This window comes from Bradyrhizobium sediminis, from assembly GCF_018736085.1.
In the GTDB taxonomy this organism is placed as follows: domain Bacteria; phylum Pseudomonadota; class Alphaproteobacteria; order Rhizobiales; family Xanthobacteraceae; genus Bradyrhizobium; species Bradyrhizobium sediminis.
On the sequence record NZ_CP076134.1, the window covers coordinates 4552467 to 4570390 of the forward strand.

General features: G+C 62.0%; 12 protein-coding genes. 8 read left to right on the plus strand and 4 right to left on the minus strand.

The window, feature by feature from the left end:
- Positions 1-26 precede the first annotated feature (26 nt).
- Both KMZ29_RS21900 and KMZ29_RS21905 read left to right on the plus strand, forming a co-directional pair.
- On the plus strand, positions 27-608 hold the full coding sequence (locus tag KMZ29_RS21900) for a DUF2478 domain-containing protein (protein WP_215621156.1): 582 nt from the start codon (positions 27-29) through the stop codon (positions 606-608).
- Between the two features lie 209 nt (positions 609-817).
- Positions 818-2173 carry an esterase-like activity of phytase family protein gene (locus KMZ29_RS21905; RefSeq protein WP_215621157.1) on the plus strand — a complete coding sequence of 452 codons (1356 nt, stop codon included), beginning with the start codon at positions 818-820 and terminating at the stop codon, positions 2171-2173.
- A 104-nt stretch (positions 2174-2277) separates the two neighbouring features.
- Here the strand turns inward: KMZ29_RS21905 and KMZ29_RS21910 are convergent, their stop codons facing one another.
- Both KMZ29_RS21910 and KMZ29_RS21915 read right to left on the minus strand, forming a co-directional pair.
- Entirely contained in the window at positions 2278-3933 is a 1656-nt protein-coding gene (locus tag KMZ29_RS21910) for a mucoidy inhibitor MuiA family protein (RefSeq protein WP_215621158.1), read from the minus strand.
- A 576-nt stretch (positions 3934-4509) separates the two neighbouring features.
- Positions 4510-5355 (minus strand): response regulator transcription factor, encoded by an 846-nt coding sequence (locus KMZ29_RS21915; RefSeq protein ID WP_215621159.1) that lies wholly within the window; start codon positions 5353-5355, stop codon positions 4510-4512.
- 368 nt (positions 5356-5723) lie between these two features.
- On the opposite strand from KMZ29_RS21915, the gene KMZ29_RS21920 reads away from it, so the two are divergent.
- From KMZ29_RS21920 to KMZ29_RS21945, 6 genes are all read left to right on the plus strand, one after another.
- Positions 5724-6302: a hypothetical protein gene (locus KMZ29_RS21920; protein WP_215621160.1), complete on the plus strand. Its 579-nt coding sequence runs from the start codon at positions 5724-5726 to the stop codon at positions 6300-6302.
- Between the two features lie 310 nt (positions 6303-6612).
- Positions 6613-7455, plus strand: coding sequence for a hypothetical protein (locus KMZ29_RS21925; RefSeq protein ID WP_215621161.1), 843 nt, complete (start codon positions 6613-6615; stop codon positions 7453-7455).
- A 153-nt stretch (positions 7456-7608) separates the two neighbouring features.
- A complete protein-coding gene (locus KMZ29_RS21930; protein ID WP_215621162.1) occupies positions 7609-9546 on the plus strand; it encodes a hypothetical protein in 1938 nt (645 codons plus the stop codon).
- A gap of 262 nt (positions 9547-9808) precedes the next feature.
- Positions 9809-11692, plus strand: a complete 1884-nt coding sequence (locus KMZ29_RS21935; protein WP_215624369.1) for a type I secretion system permease/ATPase — start codon at positions 9809-9811, stop codon at positions 11690-11692.
- A 31-nt stretch (positions 11693-11723) separates the two neighbouring features.
- On the plus strand, positions 11724-13088 hold the full coding sequence (locus KMZ29_RS21940) for an HlyD family type I secretion periplasmic adaptor subunit (protein WP_215621163.1): 1365 nt from the start codon (positions 11724-11726) through the stop codon (positions 13086-13088).
- A 38-nt stretch (positions 13089-13126) separates the two neighbouring features.
- Complete coding sequence (locus tag KMZ29_RS21945; protein ID WP_215621164.1) at positions 13127-14689, plus strand: GNAT family N-acetyltransferase; 1563 nt, start codon at positions 13127-13129, stop codon at positions 14687-14689.
- A 186-nt stretch (positions 14690-14875) separates the two neighbouring features.
- Here the strand turns inward: KMZ29_RS21945 and serA are convergent, their stop codons facing one another.
- Together serA and KMZ29_RS21955 are read right to left on the minus strand one after the other, a co-directional pair.
- Positions 14876-16465, minus strand: coding sequence for a phosphoglycerate dehydrogenase (serA, locus tag KMZ29_RS21950; RefSeq protein WP_215621165.1), 1590 nt, complete (start codon positions 16463-16465; stop codon positions 14876-14878).
- 151 nt (positions 16466-16616) lie between these two features.
- The gene (locus KMZ29_RS21955; RefSeq protein WP_215621166.1) at positions 16617-17789 is read right to left on the minus strand and encodes a phosphoserine transaminase; all 1173 of its coding nucleotides are present in this window, start codon (positions 17787-17789) and stop codon (positions 16617-16619) included.
- Positions 17790-17924 lie beyond the last annotated feature (135 nt).

A 17924-nucleotide genomic window follows, 5' to 3' on the forward strand; every position in this document is an offset into this window, starting at 1 on the left:
AAACCGCCAGTCCCAGAGGCATTGAAATGAATAACGCGCCCGATCCGCCCCCGATCCTGGCAATCGTCTATTCAGACGGCCTCGCGGCCGATCGATTCATTTCCGATCTCGGTTACAGGATCCGTGACGCGGGTATCGCCGTGGCGGGTATCGTTCAGCACAACAAATTCATCCGCGACCGGACCAAGTGCAACATGGAGGTTGAGGAACTCGGCTCGGAAACCGTCCTGCAACTTTCTGAAGATCGCGGAAAGGAAGCACGAGGTTGCCGATTGGATCGGGGCGCATTGGCGGAAGCCGCCGCCCTGCTCTCCGCTTCGCTCGAAAACGGACCGGAAATTGTGATCCTCAACAAATTCGGCAAGCTCGAGGCCGAGGGCCGAGGGTTGCGTGATGCGCTCGCCGACGCCGTGCAACTCGGCATGCCAATTGTCGTCGGTGTTCCCTACCGCAACATTGAACAATGGCGCATCTTTGCTGAAGGCCTCGCCGAGGAATGCCCAATCGATTCCTCTCGGCTGCATGAATGGCTCCTGCAGCACGGGCTTAACGTAGATCGAGAAGCTATTGGCACTGTGGCCATGGCGAATTCCGCAAGTATCGATTGAGCGAGATCGCCACGGCGTGTTCGTCACTAGACAAGTGTCCTCGACGACGTCCCACCGTCGGCCTGCGCGGTCATGAGGGAGTGACACCGCCGCCGGCGGCGTAACGCCGCAGCTTCGCCCACAGGCGTCACGCCGGCTTCATGGAACTGTCAGTGCGCCGTAACGCACGCTCCGCAAAACACCGCATGGTCAACTGAAGGAGACGAACCATGCGGATGTCACTGCTTTGCTCCGTTGCATCGATTTTTCTGGCTACAGGCGCTGCCTTCGCGCAAGGCGAAGGCGAGTTCCCCGCGACGCTGAAGGGGCATGCCGTGCTGCCGGCGCAGTCCTTCGTCGAGGCGCCCGCCGACGCGCCCGACGATCTCAAGACCGCGGGCAAATACACCACCGGCCGCAGGGTCGATGCCATCGGCAGCGTGATGGGGAAATCCTACGAGCGGCCGACCGGCGTGTCGCTGCCGTTCAAGGGGCAGCCGCTGCAGGGCCATTCCGGCATCAAGGTGATGCCCGACGGTTCGTTCTGGGTACTCACCGACAACGGCATGGGCTCGCGCTACAACTCGCCGGATTCCATGCTTTACCTGAACCGTCACAAGATCGACTGGGCGACCGGCAAGATCGACCGCCAGGAAACCGTGTTCCTGCACGATCCCGACAAGAAGGTGCCGTTCCGCATCCTGCATGAGAACACCGCCAAGCGCTATCTCACCGGCGCCGACTTCGACACCGAAGGCTTTCAGATCGTCGGCGACACGTTCTGGATCGGCGACGAGTTCGGGCCCTACATCCTGAAGGCCGACAAGGGCGGCAAGGTGCTGGCGGTGTTCGACACCATGGCTGACGGCAAGCCGGTGCGTTCGCCGGACCATTGGTCGGTGCAGTCGCCGGGCGCGCCGGGCGCAAGCTACACCACCGTCAATCTGCGCCGCTCCAAGGGCTATGAAGGCTTTGGCGGATCGAAGGACGGCAAGTTCCTCTACGGCCTGCTGGAGGGCCCGCTGTGGGATGCCGAAAAGAAGGATTGGGAAAAGGTCGACGGCAAGGAAGCTGCGCGAATCCTCGAATTCGACGTTGCAGCGGAGAAGTTCACCGGGCGCTTCTGGCATTATGTATTCGAGCAGAACGGCCATGCGATCGGCGACTTCAACATGATCGACGCATCGAGCGGCCTGATCATCGAGCGCGACAACGGCGAAGGCACCGCGGACAAGGCCTGCCCGCAAGGTAGCCGCGGCGACAACTGCTTCCCGGACCTCGCCAAGTTCAAGCGCATCTACAAGGTCGAGCTCACCGACGCCAACGTCGGCAAGCCGGTGCGCAAGATCGCCTATATCGACCTGATGAAGATCAGGGATCCCGACAAGAAGGCGAAGAAGCCGCTCAACGACGGCACGCTGACGTTCCCGTTCTTCACCATCGAAAACGTCGACCGCGTCGACGAGACCCATATCATCGTCGGCAACGACAACAACCTGCCGTTCTCATCGAGCCGCGATCCCAACAAGGCCGACGACAACGAGTTCGTGCTGCTGGAAGTCGGTGAGTTCCTGAAGGCGAAGTGAGACGCGGCTTCTGTGGCTTCATCGCAAATTCCGATTGCGCTGAAGCGATTCCCTGCATGTCATGCCCCGCTTGAAGCGGGGCATGACGGCGTTGGCGTGCCGCCTCAGCCGGACGGGATCATCACGACCCCCTTGTCCTTGGGCCAGCGCACGCGCCACGCGAACGCGATGTCCCTCGCCTCGCCGGGCTTCGCTTCGTATGTCCATTCGAGCACGCCGCGCTTCTCGCGCACATTGGTCGCGGTCGGAGGGGTCGTCGATGGCAGCATCTCGACCTGGATTTCCTCGTTTTCGCTCACCGGCAACTGATCCTCGACTACGATCCGGATCGGGAAGTCGTGTCCGTTGCGCACGCTGGTCTTGAAGCTGCGTTCGTCGGTCTTCGATGTCGTCACGATCAGGCCGGCCGAGCCCTCGTTGCGCCTGACCACGGAGCGTTCGATCTTGACCTTGTCGTCGGCGCCGAAGCCGAGCCGCACCGTCTCGTCCTTGCTTACGGCGGCCATTTGGCCGCGGCCGACAAACACTCCGTCGCGATAGATCGCCACGCGCCCCGGCAGCAGCGGCGCGTCCTCGTTTTGCTTGAAGCTTGCTTCGAGAAACGCCGTCGGATCCCGGACCGGCACCGAACGCACCGCGAGAGCCGGCGCAATGGTGGCGGTCGACACCCGCAGGCTCTTGGCGCCTTCATTGGCGCCCAGGCTGACGCGGCCGGGAATCCTGAACGTCACTTGGAAGCCGCCGACTTCCGCCGTAGCCTGCTGCTCGTCGGCGATTTTCGCACGGGCTTCGGCTGCTTGGGGCGCCGGCATCGCGCGCGGCCTGGCCATATCCGAGGAGACGCTGCCCGCCGCCGGCGGGCGCGGCACTTGCGGATATTGCACGATCAGCGAACCCAGCTCGGGTGCGCTGCCGCCGCGCGCGGTCCGCACCGTCGAGACGGCCAGCGCGACGTTCGACCAATCCTCTCCCGTGGTCTGGGTGATCTCGGCGCGGCGCACCAGCTCGAGCGCGGGCTTGCGGTCCTTCGCGCCGGTGTCGAGCCGGGCGTCGTAGATCGGCGCCCAGCGCGCGTTGCGCACGGCGTAGGTCACCCGCAGCGTCGCCCTGGTCGCAGCGGCGGTGGCGACATCGATCCGGACCTCGAGCTTGCGCGGCGGCTTGGCCGCACGGTCGGATTCGAGCCGGGCGATCTCGCGGTCGATGTCGCGCTGCTTGCGTTCGGCGTCGCGGATCGCGGCGTCCGCGCTGGCGACTTCCTCCGCTACCGCGGCAAAGGCTGCGCGCCACTCGGCGATCGGACGCGCCTCGCCCTTCTCGCCCAGCCCCGCGGGGGAGGTCTCCGCAAAGCGCTCGGCAAATTTGCGGCGCGCGGCGGCGGCATTGATCGCGCCCGCGAGATTGGCGCGCTCGTCCTTGAGCGCCTCGATGCGCTTATCGAGTTCCGGCAGATTGACCGGCGGCGCGGCACGTGGCGGCCTAGTGTCGATGGCGCCGATCGTGAGCTTCGCGCCGGCTTCACCCTCGACCCGGAGCGAAGACGGATCCAGCGTCAGCGGGAAATCCTTCGCCACCAGGGTGTTGTCGCCGGCCGGCATATCCAGCGTCATGACGCGCGTGATGCTGGCGCCGTCGGGATAGACCGTGACGGCGTCGACGGCCGAGATGGCGTCGATATCGGCCGCCCGCGCCTCCATGGTAGCAAAGGCCGTAGCCGCGACCAGGCTGGTCGTGACGAGCATGTTGGCAATCGTTGGCATGAATTTCCTCCCGCAAATCTGGCGCGCGCAACCACCCCGCCCATCTCCGGCGGCGCCGGACGGTCGAGGTCGCATCACCACGTGTGGTGAGACGCGGCGACGAAGGAACCGGTTCGATTGAGGTAACCGTAAGGCGCCGCCGAGGCGGCGCCGGGGCCGGAGGATGCGGTGCCGATCAGGCCGAAGCGCGCCCATGCATCGCCAGCAGGCCCCTGGCAAGGCGGCGATCAGATCGGTCTCAGCGATTGCCGCCAGTCGACCGGCTGGAAAGAAAATTGTACCGGCGGCGGGTCTCTCAGGCACGCCGGGCAACGCCAATCCGGACGGCCCTTACGACCGAACCCGTCGAAAGCATTAGCACCGATGATCCGTTATTTACCCCAATGCGCATTCGTCACGGCGCCGCTCGATGCTAAACTTCAAAAGCGATAAATTTTCTCTCCTCCAACTCAGCTTCGGCGAACAGCCCCCCACCGAAAGCGCCCCGGCCACAGTCCCCCCTGTCACCGGGGCGTCTTTTTGCGATCAGTCCGGCATTTCCAACGACTGCAAAACTGAAGAGCAATGAATCCACCCCTAATGACGAGGTTCTGAAGACTTGACCAGCGTCGGTGGATCCTGGGGAATGAGTTCAGCCACGGAATCCGGGATGCTGCAGTTGAGGCTGGCAGCAATGGCGACCTGCGTACGGTTGCTTACACCCAACTTGCGCATGATCTCCCGGACATGGACCTTCACGGTCGTTTCCGTCATTCCGAGCTTGCGACCGATAACCTTGTTGGGATCACCACGGCAGAGACAGGAAAGCACCGCCTGCTGCCGCACCGTCAATTCGGGCCTCGAGATGGCATCGTCACACCGAATACTGGGGGGACGTTCGCAGGGTTGGACGAGTGCCTTCTCACCAAAGAGCGAACCCTGCTGTTGGAAGAAGCTTAGCTGTTTTTCTCCGGTCGGCATTTGACCTAGTTGCCCGGAACCTGGAGGCGGTTGCCCATGCGACGTGTCCGGGGAAGAATGCTGATGAGTGTATTCGACCGTCGGCGCTCCGTTGGCCGCATGACCAGCCAATATGGCAGGCGGGAAGTAGGTACCTCCGCGCAGAACGAATGAAAGTGCCTGCAGCGCGAGAGCCGGCACCATGGAATTGGTAAAGTAACCCTGGGCTCCGCAATTGATCGCGGAGATAACGCTCACCGGGCTTTCATCGTCGGAGAGGATCACCAGCGCAGCCTCTCGACGGAGGGTATGCAGCACCTGCAACTCGGCGAGCATTTCGTGAATGGAGGCAGCAGTGCCGACATTGTAAATCAGCAGGTCGCACTCGATGTGCTCGACGAGCTTCGTGTGCGCTTCCTCGGGCTGCAGAGAAATCAGCTCAACATTCTCTTCCTTGGCCCAGGGACCCAGGAAGCTCTCCATCACCGCCCTTCGAAAGGGCATCGCATCAATAACGATAACTGTCTTCCTGGATGGGACTAACATAACGCGCCCCCGACTCTGTTTTTATATTAAAGTATTCTCAACAGGATCTTTCCGAGACGACCAAGGCTGCGCTTGAATTACGCGGCCGGCAACCAAAGGGGTTGCTCCTGTGCCAATAGAAACAATCTTAGTATAATAAGCAATTAGTTGCCAACAAATTCCGGGAGCAAAATGCGGGCGTTATTATCACTCTCTAGATGCAACGTCGCTCTAGACAACCTCTGCTAATGTATCTTTCGATATATACTTCCCCGTAGGCGAACTAGTTACAATTAATACTAGGCTACTCAGCGGACAAGAACGCGATGTTTGTCAGCAAGCTACCCCCAAAACCGGACTTCGACCTGCTGGCCGCCGCCGCTCCGGCTTCGGCGGACCGCCGTACTTTCGTACTCGCCCTGATCGGAAACCTGATCTGCAGCTGGTCGAACAACGAAAGCCTCTTCATCTATGTCCTGATGATCTTGCTGCGGACCGACGAGGCCTCCGCCGCCGTCGTTTTCGCCACCTTGAACACGACCCGCGCGAGGCTCGACCTGATCCAGCGGATGGCCAAGATCAGAGTCACGGACAAGGCTCTCGCCAGGAACCTGACGGCTCTCGTCGAGCGCTTCGGAGAACTGACAAAGGTCCGCAACGAACTCAATCATTGCATGTTCATCTACGATGCCTCAGGCGCCATCACCCACACCCAGTCGATGCGGCTGATGGAGACGAGGTCCAGCCTCAGGTTCGGCGAGATAAAGGCGCTGGACGACAGCCGCCTGCAGGACATGCTCAGGACCACGAACGAAATGACAAAGATCAACCGCGACATCTGGGATCTGCTGCCGCGGCTTGAAGCACACGTCTGCGACACGCAGCCGCAGCGACAGCCGGCGTAGGCCCAAAGCAGACAGCCGTACAGCGGCGACGCCGCCGTCATCTCGATCCCCCAACCGAATGCCAAGCCTATCGGATGCGCCAACCGGAACGTCGATCGGCTGATATCGCAAGATATCGCGGCTGACCAGATGCATGCATGTTGCGAACGCATCTGTTGCGCGATCTTGCGCCGCCGGCGTTCGCAATAAGGCGGATGCGGGCAGTCGGAAGAACCGACGTTCAAGAGCACCGCCGCGCTTCGAAGATCGCAGACACAGAAGATCAGCGATCTCGTTCTGCTTTGCGATGCTCCAACCACAGGAGCCCGCCATGAGTGGCAGGTCACACCGGAGACACGACCAGGACCAAGACCAGAAGCAAGACCAGATCCAAGCCAATCTTCAGGGTCAGTTGCAGGGCCAGGGTCAGTTGCAGGGCCAGGGTCAGGGCCAAGGTCAGGGTCAGGGCCAGGGCCAGGGTCAGGGCCAGTACCAGACCGCTGTGCAGTCGCTGGATTCCAGCAGCAGCAATGACAACTGGAACGCCAACGGCAACCTGAACGGCAACGGCAACCTCAACTTCAACGACAACAAGAACGAGAATGAGGTCGACAACAAGGTCGATAACGACGTCGACAACAAGCTCGACAACAAGGTCGACAACGATATCGACAACAAGATCGACAACAAGATCGAAAACACCATCGACAACAAGGTCAACGTCGATGTGGATGTGAAGGTCGATCTCGACCTGAGCGCCGACGGCCTGAGCAGCCCCGTGATCGATCTTCATGGACTGGAATACATCAACGACTCGCTGATCATGCCCGACGTGGTGACCCAGACCATGGGGAACGGCAACCAGTTCAATATCGATCAGGTGAACAACCTGGTTGACAACGACACCCTGTACGATCCGAAAGTATCGTTCGGCGGCTGGGATGTGGACTTCGACATGGACGCCAAGGCCGAGGGTGGCGACTCCAAGGTCGACTCCAAGATGGGAGACGTTGTCGGTGCCGCGGCCAGCGGTGTGGCGTCATCTGCCGACGCAGCCCTGACACAGGAAGCGTTCAACCAGACCATCACCCAGGGTGCGAACATCCAGTTCAACAGCATCACGATACAAGCTGCAGGTCATGATCTTACGGATGACCATTCACTGGGCAGCTAGTCACGCGCTTTGCCCGCGCGGCATCCGCCGCGCGGGCTTCCTCCGTCAACTCGTTTCATCGCTACATTTCACTACTGCCGCCGCAATTTGCCAATGAGAAACTGGATGGCCGGTGCATGGCCATAATAGTTCACGCTCAGAGGAGGATCTCCCATGGCGTCAGCGAGCTTCGTCGAAGTCATCTCGCACTTCGCAGGGTACCTCCAGATCTTTCATGACATCGCCCGCGACCGGATCCACTACGATGAGAGCCTCGCGCCCCGTCTGCCGGCCGACTACATCACCCCGCGACCCGATTACGATCATCCCTTCACGCCCGATGACCTCGACACCAAAGGCGGCCCGGCGCCGGATCTGATCCCGGACGACCCCGCACATTTCAACCGCATCCATTCGATCAGGGCTTTGACCGATTTGCCGGATCTCGACCTCGATTTCTTTCCGCCTTCGCGGGGACCTAACATCCAGCTGCCGACATCCGCTGGCAGCGGCGGCTCGAGCGGCGTCGACTTTCATATCAGGGTGGAATACCAGCCCGGCGGCGAGCAAAGCCAGATCGAGGTTCATCAACGCAACATTCTCTATGACGACGATACCCTTCTGCAGCTCAACGGCGGGCTTGCTCCGAGCGATCTGACCTTGAGTCTGGCGACGGACATCGCCGCGACGATCGAACGGATGGCGGACGCTGCCAACGGCGAGATCCCGCAGGAATGGTGGATCCCGCAAAATGGAACCGGCGCGACCGATTTTCTGACCGCCCACGACGCAGACTGGGCGGCGAGCGGCGGAACGCCGGACCCGCATTCGGTGCAGCCCGGCTACTATCTCAACGGCGTGCTGCAGGACCCGGCCCCGATCGCCCCGGACCAGACACTGATAGTCGAGCCGGCGCCCTTGCCGGAGACCGGTCAGGGTCTCGGACAATGGGCCGTTCTCGGCAACAACAGCAGCCTGAACGCGGCGCTGATTATCGACCTTGGCGAGTCCGGCCGCACCATGATCGTCAATGGCGACTATTTCCAAACCAATGCGATCTTTCAGACCAACACGATTATTGACCACGATCACATCAACGTTTCCGACGGTCCGGCGCCGCTCGCAGCCACCGGCGACGACGTGACGACCAACATCGCCGACTTCGTGCAGCATCCCGGCGTCTACGCTTCGATCCAGGCGACGTTCGCCGGACCGAATTGGAACGTCGACGTGGTGGACGGCAACTATTACAACGTCCACGTCCTGCTTCAGACCAATTACCTGTTCGACAACGACGTCGTGGTTCAGACCAGTGCGGACACGCACTACGACCTGGTGGACGGCTACAATCAGCTCGGCAACCTCGCCCAGATATTCAACGGCGAGATTCACTATGACCTGATCGTCATCGAAGGCGCCTACCACGGCATGAACGTCATCTTCCAGAATAATCTGTTGCTCAACAACGACCAGATCCACATGGCCGCGGACGGCACCGATCCGACGCAGTCGGTCGAATCCGGGGGGAACAACCTTCTCAACGAAGCGACGATCGAGAATTATGGCGGAGACAATTTCGGCGAGATGACCGACGGGACGAAGGCCATCCTCAGCGCGCTGGAAACCGGAGCAACGTCGCTCGACCCGAGCCTTGGGACCGCGGTCGACGGATCCGGCGGTGTATTCAATGTGCTGTACGTCACGGGTGATTATTACGACATCAACGCCGTGTGGCAGACCAATGTCATATCCGACGTCAACGTGATCTATCAATTGCTGAACCAGCCGTCGTCCAACGCACTGACATATTTCCCGGACGGCGCCACGACCCAGTCGGTGACGACTGGTAACGACAGTCTGATCAATGACGCTGCGATCATCGATGTCGGCCCGACCAACACCTACGTTACCGGTCAGGTCTACACCGATACGATTCTGGTGCAGGCCAATCTTCTGCCGTCGGATCAGGATCAGGCGGTGAACGCCGATACCCATGCGCTGATTCCCGAACTGATCGCCTTCGTCGACGACAGCCAGGACGATGCCTGCACGACTCCCGCCACGATCCCTGCTTCGCTGCAAGCAGATCCGATCGCGAGCGTACTGCAATAGAGGCAAGGACAGGGTTCTGCTCGATTGGAACCGGTAGTGGAGTTTTGAAATGTCGCTGGGCGGGGACGATCGTTTAAACGGTGGCGGCAGTTCGCATTCAAATCAACCCGACGAAGGGACGCCGAAGACGGCCAAGATCATTCCGCTTCGGACCGTGCTTGATGCCTCCGCTCCGCCGGCTGACGATCCCCCCGTCACATTTGCGGACGAGGAAGCACCTCCGGCGAAAGCCAGAATCACGGATCCGCCGGTCGAACCGTCGCTGCGGGAGGAAGCAAAGACCCCGGCGCCGGGATCCACCGTCTTGATCGAGCAGCCCGTTGCGCCTCCGCCGTCGACCGGCGACGGGGGCGGCGGCGGCGCCTCAGGCGGAGGAGGAGGCGGCGGAGGCGGCACGCCGCCGCTGCACAAGCGATCCAGCGACCATGAATTCCGGGATGTGCTCGGCAAGGGCCTTTCGAAAGCACGCCGCAGCCTGGTGACCGTGGGAATCTTCTCGGTTGCGGTCAACCTGCTGGTGCTCGCAATTCCGATCTACCTGTTCAATATGTCCGATCGCGTGCTGACCAGCCGCAGCACGGACACGCTGGTGATGTTGACCATAATCGTGGTCATTGCGATCGCGGCGCATGTGCTGATGGACATGATGCGCCGCATCATCCTGATGCGCGTTGCAGTCGAGACCGAGGCGAGATTGGGCGGACCCGTGTTGAGCGCCGCCGCCAGGGCCGCACAAGGCGGATCCAGCCGGGAATTCCAGACATTGGCGGACCTGCAGCACCTGCGATCATTCATCACTGGTCCGGTATTGCTGACAATGTTCGATACGCCGGTTTCGCCGGTCTACTTTGCCGTGGTGTTTCTCATTCATCCGCATCTCGGTTTCATCGTGCTGGCGACCGGCGCTGCCCTCGTCGCCGTGGCGCTCTTGAACCAGCGGGTGACCGCGGTGCCGTTCACCCAGGCCAACAACTACGGCACCAGGGCAAACCTGCAGGCGGAATCGATGGCCCGCAATGCCCAGGTCATCAACGCCATGGGAATGATCCCGGAAGGCGTCCAGGTCTGGGGCCGCGAAACGGTCGAGTCCCTGAAGGCGCAGGTGATCGGCCAGGACCGCAACATCCTGATGACGGGGCTGTCGAAGTTCCTGCGGCTGTGCACCCAGATCGCCATCCTCGGATGGGGGGCATGGCTGGCGCTGGAAGGCCAGATGACCAGCGGCATGGTCATTGCGGCTTCGATCGTGGCAAGCCGGGCGCTGTCGCCACTGGAAGGGACCATCGAAGGCTGGCGCAGCTTCGTCCAGGCGCGTTCGGCCTATGCCCGGGTCAAAACCCTGCTGCTGAATTCGCCGCTCAATATGGAGCGACTGCGGTTGCCGCGGCCGGCCGGATATCTCAACGTCGAGCGGATTCTCTACGTGCCGCCGCCGAACAAGAAGGTGATCCTGAACGGAATCAGTTTTCAGCTGAAGCCCGGTGAATCGCTCGCCATTGTCGGGGATTCCGGCACCGGCAAAACCATGCTGGCGCGCATGCTGGTCGGATCCATCATTCCGACCGCCGGCAGCGTAAGGCTCGACATGATGGATCTGCGCAACTGGGATCCACGCCAGTTCGGCGAGAGCGTCGGTTATCTGCCGCAGGATGTGCAATTGTTTCCCGCATCGATCAAGGCCAACATTGGCCGGATGCGCGAGGATGCCCGCGACGAAGACGTGTTCGACGCGGCGGAGACCGCCGATGTGCACGAGATGATCTCGGGTTTCGCACAGGGCTATGAGACCATCGTCGGTATGGACGGCAGTCCGCTGTCCGGCGGCCAGAGGCAGCGGGTCGGGCTGGCGCGCGCGTTTTACGGCAACCCGCGCCTGATCGTACTCGACGAGCCGAACTCCAATCTGGATGCGAACGGCGAGCGGGCGCTCGCGAAGGCGTTGCTGCGCGCCAAGGAAAAGAAGATGACGGTGGTCACGATCACCCAGCGCGCCGCACTGCTGCAGAGCGTCGACAAGATCATGATCCTGCATCAGGGATCGGTGCAAGCATTCGGGACCCGCGACGAGATCATTCCAATCATCACCGGGCGCAAGCCGACGAACATCCCGGGCGGGCCGGGCGATCCCCCGCCGCTGAATTCGTAGCGGCCGCAGATGGAAGGGAACGAGGCGCGCCATGGCCAACAGGAAAATTGCAGCCCGAACCGCGGCAGCCGACGGCACCTGGTACGATACGCTGCCGCGATCGACGAAATTTCCGACCATCGGCGGCATGCTGATCATGGCCGCCGTGCTGATGGGTTTCGGCGTCTGGGGCAATATGGCGCCGATCGCTGGCGCAGTGGTCGCGTCCGGCGTGTTCGTCGCCACCGGGCAAAACAAGATCATCCAGCATTTCGAAGGTGGCGTTATCCGCGAGATCTATGTGCGCGAAGGCGACATCGTCGAGCCGGGTCAGATACTGCTCGAGCTTGATGAGACCTCAGCTCGAGCGGAGTTGCAGCGCCTGTTTCTGCGTCGCATCAGGTTGTCGGCCATCGATGCAAGGCTGCAGACCGAGATGAGGGAAGAGCCGGAAATCACGTTTCCGTCGGAAGTCGCCAATGCGCCGGCGAATTCGCCCGAGGTGAAGGAAATCATCGACAGCCAGAAGATGACATTCACGGCGCGCCGCAACAATATGAACAGCGACATCAAGAGCATTAACGAGAGCATCAGGGCGCTGGAGGAGCGGGTCCAGGGATCGCGGGTTCAACTGGACGCGGTCAAGCGCCAGATCGTTCTGCTCGACGAGGAAATCGAGACCAAGGATCGTCTGGTGCAGGCCGGGCTTGTACGCAAGCCGGAGCTGATGGTGCTGCAGAGGTCGAAAGCCAACCTGGAAGGCGAAGTCGGCCGCATCATGGGCGACATCGGCGACGCCAAGGAACGGATCGCCCGCGCGGTCGAGCAGATCAACGGCGTGCGCAAGACGGCGATCAAGACCGCGGTCGAGCAAATGCATGAGGTGCGGGGCGAGCTGGCCGACGTCCGCGAGCGGATGCTTAGCGCCAAGGGCGTACTCGATCGGGTCCGCGTCACCGCGCCGGTCAGCGGCGTCGTGGTGAAGCTGCGTTATCACACCCGGGGCGGAGTGGTGGAGGCCGGCAAGAACATCATGGAGCTGCTGCCGCTGAAGGACGAGCTGATCATCGAGGCCCGGTTGCGGCCGCAGGACATCGACAGCGTCAAGCGCGGGCAGAAGGCGATGGTGCGGCTGACGGCCCTCAACCAGCGCATCTCGCCCATGGTTTCTGGGGACGTGATCTATCTGTCGGCCGACACGCTGGCCGACGAAAAGAAGTCGCAGCAGGTCGGACCGACCGACATCTACCTCGTCCGCGTCAAACTCAACAACGAGGAAGCCATGGCGCTTCCCGACTTCAGTCCCACTCCCGGCATGCCGGCCGAGGTCTACATCAAGACATCGGAGCGCACGTTCTTCCAATACATCGTCAGGCCCATCCACGACAGCATGTCGCGGGCATTCAGGGAGCGCTAGGCAAGCAACCAGGCAGGTATTCTGGAAAGGCGTCCGCCGTGCATATCGACATCATCGAAACGTTGCCGTCGCTGGCCAAGCTCCAGGACAACTGGAACGCGGTCTACGATGCGGATCCCGAAGCCCAGATCTTCCTGTCATGGAAATGGCTCGGCGGATGGCTGGCTCACATCGAAGGCCCCTGGTTCATCCTGGCGGCAAAGGCCAGCGACGCCGCCGACGCCCCCTACGCTGCATTCTTTCCCTTGCGGCTGCAGACCGCGATCGAGAACGCCGACGTGCGCAGCGAGATCAGGATGGCCGGCAATTTCTCGGCCGACTACACCGGCATCGTCTGCACGCCGGAGACGGAGCACAAGGTCATTCCCGCCTTTGCCCGATGCATCAAGCAGATGAACTGGGCACGCCTCAACCTCGAAAATGTCCGGATGTCGGAGCGACGCTTCCGGTTGCTCATGGCTTGCTTTCCGAAGGCCAGTTTCCAGATGACGGAGGTGGACAGGATCGCCAAGATCGACGGCATCGATAACAGTCTCTGCCCGTACACCGCCTTGCCGGCGGACTGGAATTCCTATCTGGAGTCGCTGAGCACCAATACGAGGCAGAAGATCCGGCGCCTCCTCAAACTGGTCAATGCGGGGGGTGAATACCGGATCACCGTTGCGACCCCCGAGACTTTCGCGCAGGACCTCAAATCCCTGCTTCGATTCTGGGAGATCAAGTGGCGCCCCCGCAAAGGCACGATGACCGACAGCCTGGTTCGCTCCAACGGCAACATGCTGACGCGCAGTTTTCAGTCCGGCCTGGTATTCCTGCCGACTTTCTGGCAGGGCGACCGGCCGGTCGCGGCGCTGGCCACGCTGGTCGACCCGCGCAAGCGGACGTTCTCCTTCTACATGACCGGACGCGACGAGACCTTCGATGGGCCGCCGCCGGGAATGATCCTGCATGCCTTCAGCATCCGCCACGCGATCGAGAACGGCTTTACCGAGTATGATTTCCTGCGCGGCAACGAGCCCTACAAATATTCGTTCCATTGTACGGAGCGCAAGATTCGCTGCACCGTGGTCGAGACGAGGAATGGCAGGAATCTCGGCAACAGGATCGACCCGCGAAGCATTCCCGACGTCCTGGAGCAGGCGACCGACCTTCACAAGAAGGGACAGACTGCCGACGCGGAATGCGGCTACCGGCGGATTCTGGAAGTCCAGCCAAGGCATGCCGACGCGCTGCACCGGCTGGGCCAGTTGCTGACCGCGAAGGGCGACCTGGCCGGCGCCAAGAAACTGTTCCGCACCTTGACGGCGGTCCGCCCCGATGCCGCCAAGGCGTGGCTGTGCCTCGGCCAGGCCTGCGAAGGGCTCGGCCAGCATCAGGAAGCACTCTACCACTATCTCGAATTCATGCGGCTGCAGCCGGACCTTCCGGACGGGTTCGTCGGCACGGCCAGGTGCCTGGTCAAGCTCGGGCGGATCGCGGAACTCAACGCCGCGCTGCTGGCGACGATAGGACCGGCGACCCGACCGTCGGTCAGGAATTGGCGCGACGGGCCGGCCGTGGCGCATGACAGGCCGGCGCAGGCCGCCTCGGTCGTGCTGTAGAAACAAGGCTGCCGTAACCGGATACGCTCGAGCGTCGGGCCGGTCGCGCTGCGAGCGCACGCCCGCGGGAGGTTTCGCAATGCCGGTTCCCCTCTCCCACACGGGGAAAGGGGAAACTCAAGCCACCGGCGCCTCAGAACAGCAGCGCCTTGGAATACCAACGCCTTGTTGGAATACCAAAGCCTTTTAGAAAACCAAAGCCTTGGCCTGCTTGACCTGCGGCAGCCCCTGCACCTTGGCGAGCACTTCCGGAGGCACCGCGCCGTCGACCTCGACCAGCGCGATAGCGTCGCCACCCTGCTTGGTGCGGCCGAGATGGAAGGTCGCGATGTTGAGCTTGGCGTCACCGAGCAGGCTGGCAAAGCGGCCGATGAAGCCGGGCTTGTCCTCGTTGGTGACGTAGATCATCGACTTGCCGAATTCGGCGTCGACCCGGATGCCCTTGATGTCGACCAGCCGCGGCTTGCCGTCGGCATAGACCGTGCCCGACACCGAGCGCTCCTGCCGCTCGGTGGTGACGGTGACCGTGATCATGCTTTCATAATCGCTCTGCGCCGCGCGCACGATCTCGTCGACCACCATGCCGCGTTCCTTGGCGATGACCGGCGCCGAGACGACGTTGATGTCGCCCAGCATCGGCCGCAGCAGGCCCGACAGCACCGCCGAGGTCAGCGCCTTGATCTTCATTTCGGCGACGTGGCCCTCATAGGTGATCTGCACCTTGAGGATGCCGGTTTCGGTGAGCTGGCCCGCGAACGAGCCGAGCTTTTCGGCCAACTCGATAAACGGCTTCAGCTTCGGCGCCTCTTCCGCGGTGATCGAGGGGAAATTGACGGCATTGGAAATCGCGCCGCTCAAGAGATAATCCGACATCTGCTCGGCGACCTGCAGCGCGACGTTCTCCTGCGCTTCTGTGGTGGAGGCGCCGAGATGCGGGGTGCAGATCACGTTGGGGTGTCCGAACAGCACGTTCTTGGTGGCCGGCTCCTCGACGAACACGTCGAACGCGGCGCCTGCGACGTGCTTGGAATTCAGCGCATCGACCAGCGCCTGCTCGTCGACCAGGCCGCCGCGCGCGCAATTGATGATGCGCACGCCCTTTTTCATCTTCGCAAGCGCGCCGGCGTCGATGATGTTTTTGGTCTTCTCGGTCAGCGGCGTATGCAGGGTGATGAAGTCGGCGCGCTTGAACAGCTCGTCGAGCTCGACCTTCTCGACGCCGATGTCCTTGGCGCGCTCCGGCGACAGGAACGGATCGAACGCGATCACCTTCATGCGCAGGCCGAGCGCGCGGTCGGCGACGATCGAGCCGATATTGCCGCAGCCGATCACGCCCAGCGTCTTGCCGGTGATCTCGACCCCCATGAAGCGGTTCTTCTCCCACTTGCCGGCCTGGGTGGAGGCGTCGGCCTGCGGAATTTCGCGCGCCAGCGCCAGCATCAGAGTGATCGCGTGTTCGGCGGTGGTGATCGAATTGCCGAACGGCGTGTTCATCACGATGATGCCCTTGGCGGTAGCGGCCGGGATTTCGACGTTGTCGACGCCGATGCCGGCGCGGCCGATCACTTTCAGCCGCTTCGCCTTTTCGAGGATCTTCGCGGTTGCCTTGGTGGCGGAGCGGATCGCCAGGCCATCATAATGGCCGATGATCTCGGCGAGCTTTTCCTTGTCCTTGCCGAGATTGGGCTGGAAATCGACCTCGATGCCGCGATCCTTGAAGATCTGCACAGCGGCGGGCGACAACGCGTCGGAAATGAGAACCTTGGGTTTGTGCATGGGACTTTTCCTTTGGAAAAATGAAACGTCGTCCCGGCCGTAGCGCCACTTGGCGCGAAGAGCCGGGACCCATACTCCCGCTGGTGGTTATGGGTCCCGGGTCGCGCGGCGAAAGGCCGCTTGCCCGGGACGACAATTGAACGGGATTACGTTACGCCGCCTTCGGCAGCGCAGCCTTGGTCTCGGCGAACGCCCAGTCGATCCACTGCGTCAGCAGCGCGACATCCTTGGCTTCCACGGTAGCGCCGCACCAGATGCGCAGGCCCGCCGGCGCATCGCGATAATGCGCAAAATCGTAGCCGGCGCCCTCCTTCTCCACCAGCGCCACCAGCTTCTTGGCGAAGTCGGCCTGCGCGTCGGCGGTGAGAGCAGTGATCGCGGGATCGATCACCTTCATGCACACCGAGGTATTGGAACGGATCGCCGGATCCTTGGCCAGGAAATCGATCCACGGCGTCTTCGCCTTCCAGTCGGCGAGCACTTTCGTGTTCGCGTCGGCGCGGGCGATCAGGGCCTTCAGGCCGCCGACCGATTTCGCCCAGTTCAGCGCGTCGAGATAATCCTCGACGCACAGCATCGACGGCGTGTTGATGGTCTCACCCTCGAAAATGCCCTCGTTGAGCTTGCCGCCCTTGGTCATGCGGAAGATCTTCGGCAGCGGCCAGGCCGGCTTGTAGGTCTCGAGGCGTTGCACCGCCCGCGGCGACAGCACCAGCATGCCGTGCGCGGCCTCGCCGCCAAGCGCCTTCTGCCAGGAGAAGGTCACGACATCGAGCTTGGCCCAGTCGAGCGGCTGCGCGAACGCCGCCGAGGTGGCGTCGCAGATGGTCAGGCCTTCGCGGTCGGCCTTGATCCAGTCGGCATTGGGCACGCGTACGCCCGAGGTGGTGCCGTTCCAGGTGAAGACGATGTCGGAAGCAGGATCGGCCTTGCTGAGATCGGGGATTTCACCATAGCCGGCATGCAGCTTGGTGACGTCCTTGAGCTTCAATTCCTTGACAATGTCGCTGACCCAGCCTTCGCCGAAGGACTCCCAGGCGATCGTGGTCACGGGCCGCGCGCCGAGCAGCGACCACAGCGCCATTTCGACCGCACCGGTGTCGGACGCCGGCACGATGCCGATCTTGTAACCGGCAGGCACCTCGAGCACTTCGCGCGTCAACTCGATCGCGAGCTTGAGCTTGGCCTTGCCGATTTTCGCTCGATGCGAGCGGCCGAGGGCGGCGTCTTTGAGATTTTGGGGGTTCCAGCCGGGGCGCTTGGCGCAGGGGCCGGAGGAAAAATACGGCACATTGGGCCGCAAAGCGGGCTTCGCTGCAGTCATGATCTATCCTTCCAGATAGCTAGCCTCCCGTTGGGGGGAGGTGTCCCGCCGCGGTGCATAAGGGAAACGCCTGGAATCGTCAAGGAACTTTCGAGGGGCCAGATATACACTTTCGGCAGATGTGACCCTTGGGAT

Excerpts from the sequence above, each read along its gene's own strand:
- KMZ29_RS21955 (WP_215621166.1), bottom strand. The coding sequence starts at position 17,789 with ATGACTGCAGCGAAGCCCGCTTTGCGGCCCAATGTGCCGTATTTTTCC.
- KMZ29_RS21915 (WP_215621159.1), bottom strand. The coding sequence starts at position 5,355 with ATGGAGAGCTTCCTGGGTCCCTGGGCCAAGGAAGAGAATGTTGAGCTG.
- serA (WP_215621165.1), bottom strand. The coding sequence starts at position 16,465 with ATGCACAAACCCAAGGTTCTCATTTCCGACGCGTTGTCGCCCGCCGCT.
- KMZ29_RS21925 (WP_215621161.1), top strand. The coding sequence starts at position 6,613 with ATGAGTGGCAGGTCACACCGGAGACACGACCAGGACCAAGACCAGAAG.
- KMZ29_RS21940 (WP_215621163.1), top strand. The coding sequence starts at position 11,724 with ATGGCCAACAGGAAAATTGCAGCCCGAACCGCGGCAGCCGACGGCACC.
- KMZ29_RS21905 (WP_215621157.1), top strand. The coding sequence starts at position 818 with ATGCGGATGTCACTGCTTTGCTCCGTTGCATCGATTTTTCTGGCTACA.
- KMZ29_RS21920 (WP_215621160.1), top strand. The coding sequence starts at position 5,724 with ATGTTTGTCAGCAAGCTACCCCCAAAACCGGACTTCGACCTGCTGGCC.
- KMZ29_RS21900 (WP_215621156.1), top strand. The coding sequence starts at position 27 with ATGAATAACGCGCCCGATCCGCCCCCGATCCTGGCAATCGTCTATTCA.
- KMZ29_RS21930 (WP_215621162.1), top strand. The coding sequence starts at position 7,609 with ATGGCGTCAGCGAGCTTCGTCGAAGTCATCTCGCACTTCGCAGGGTAC.
- KMZ29_RS21910 (WP_215621158.1), bottom strand. The coding sequence starts at position 3,933 with ATGCCAACGATTGCCAACATGCTCGTCACGACCAGCCTGGTCGCGGCT.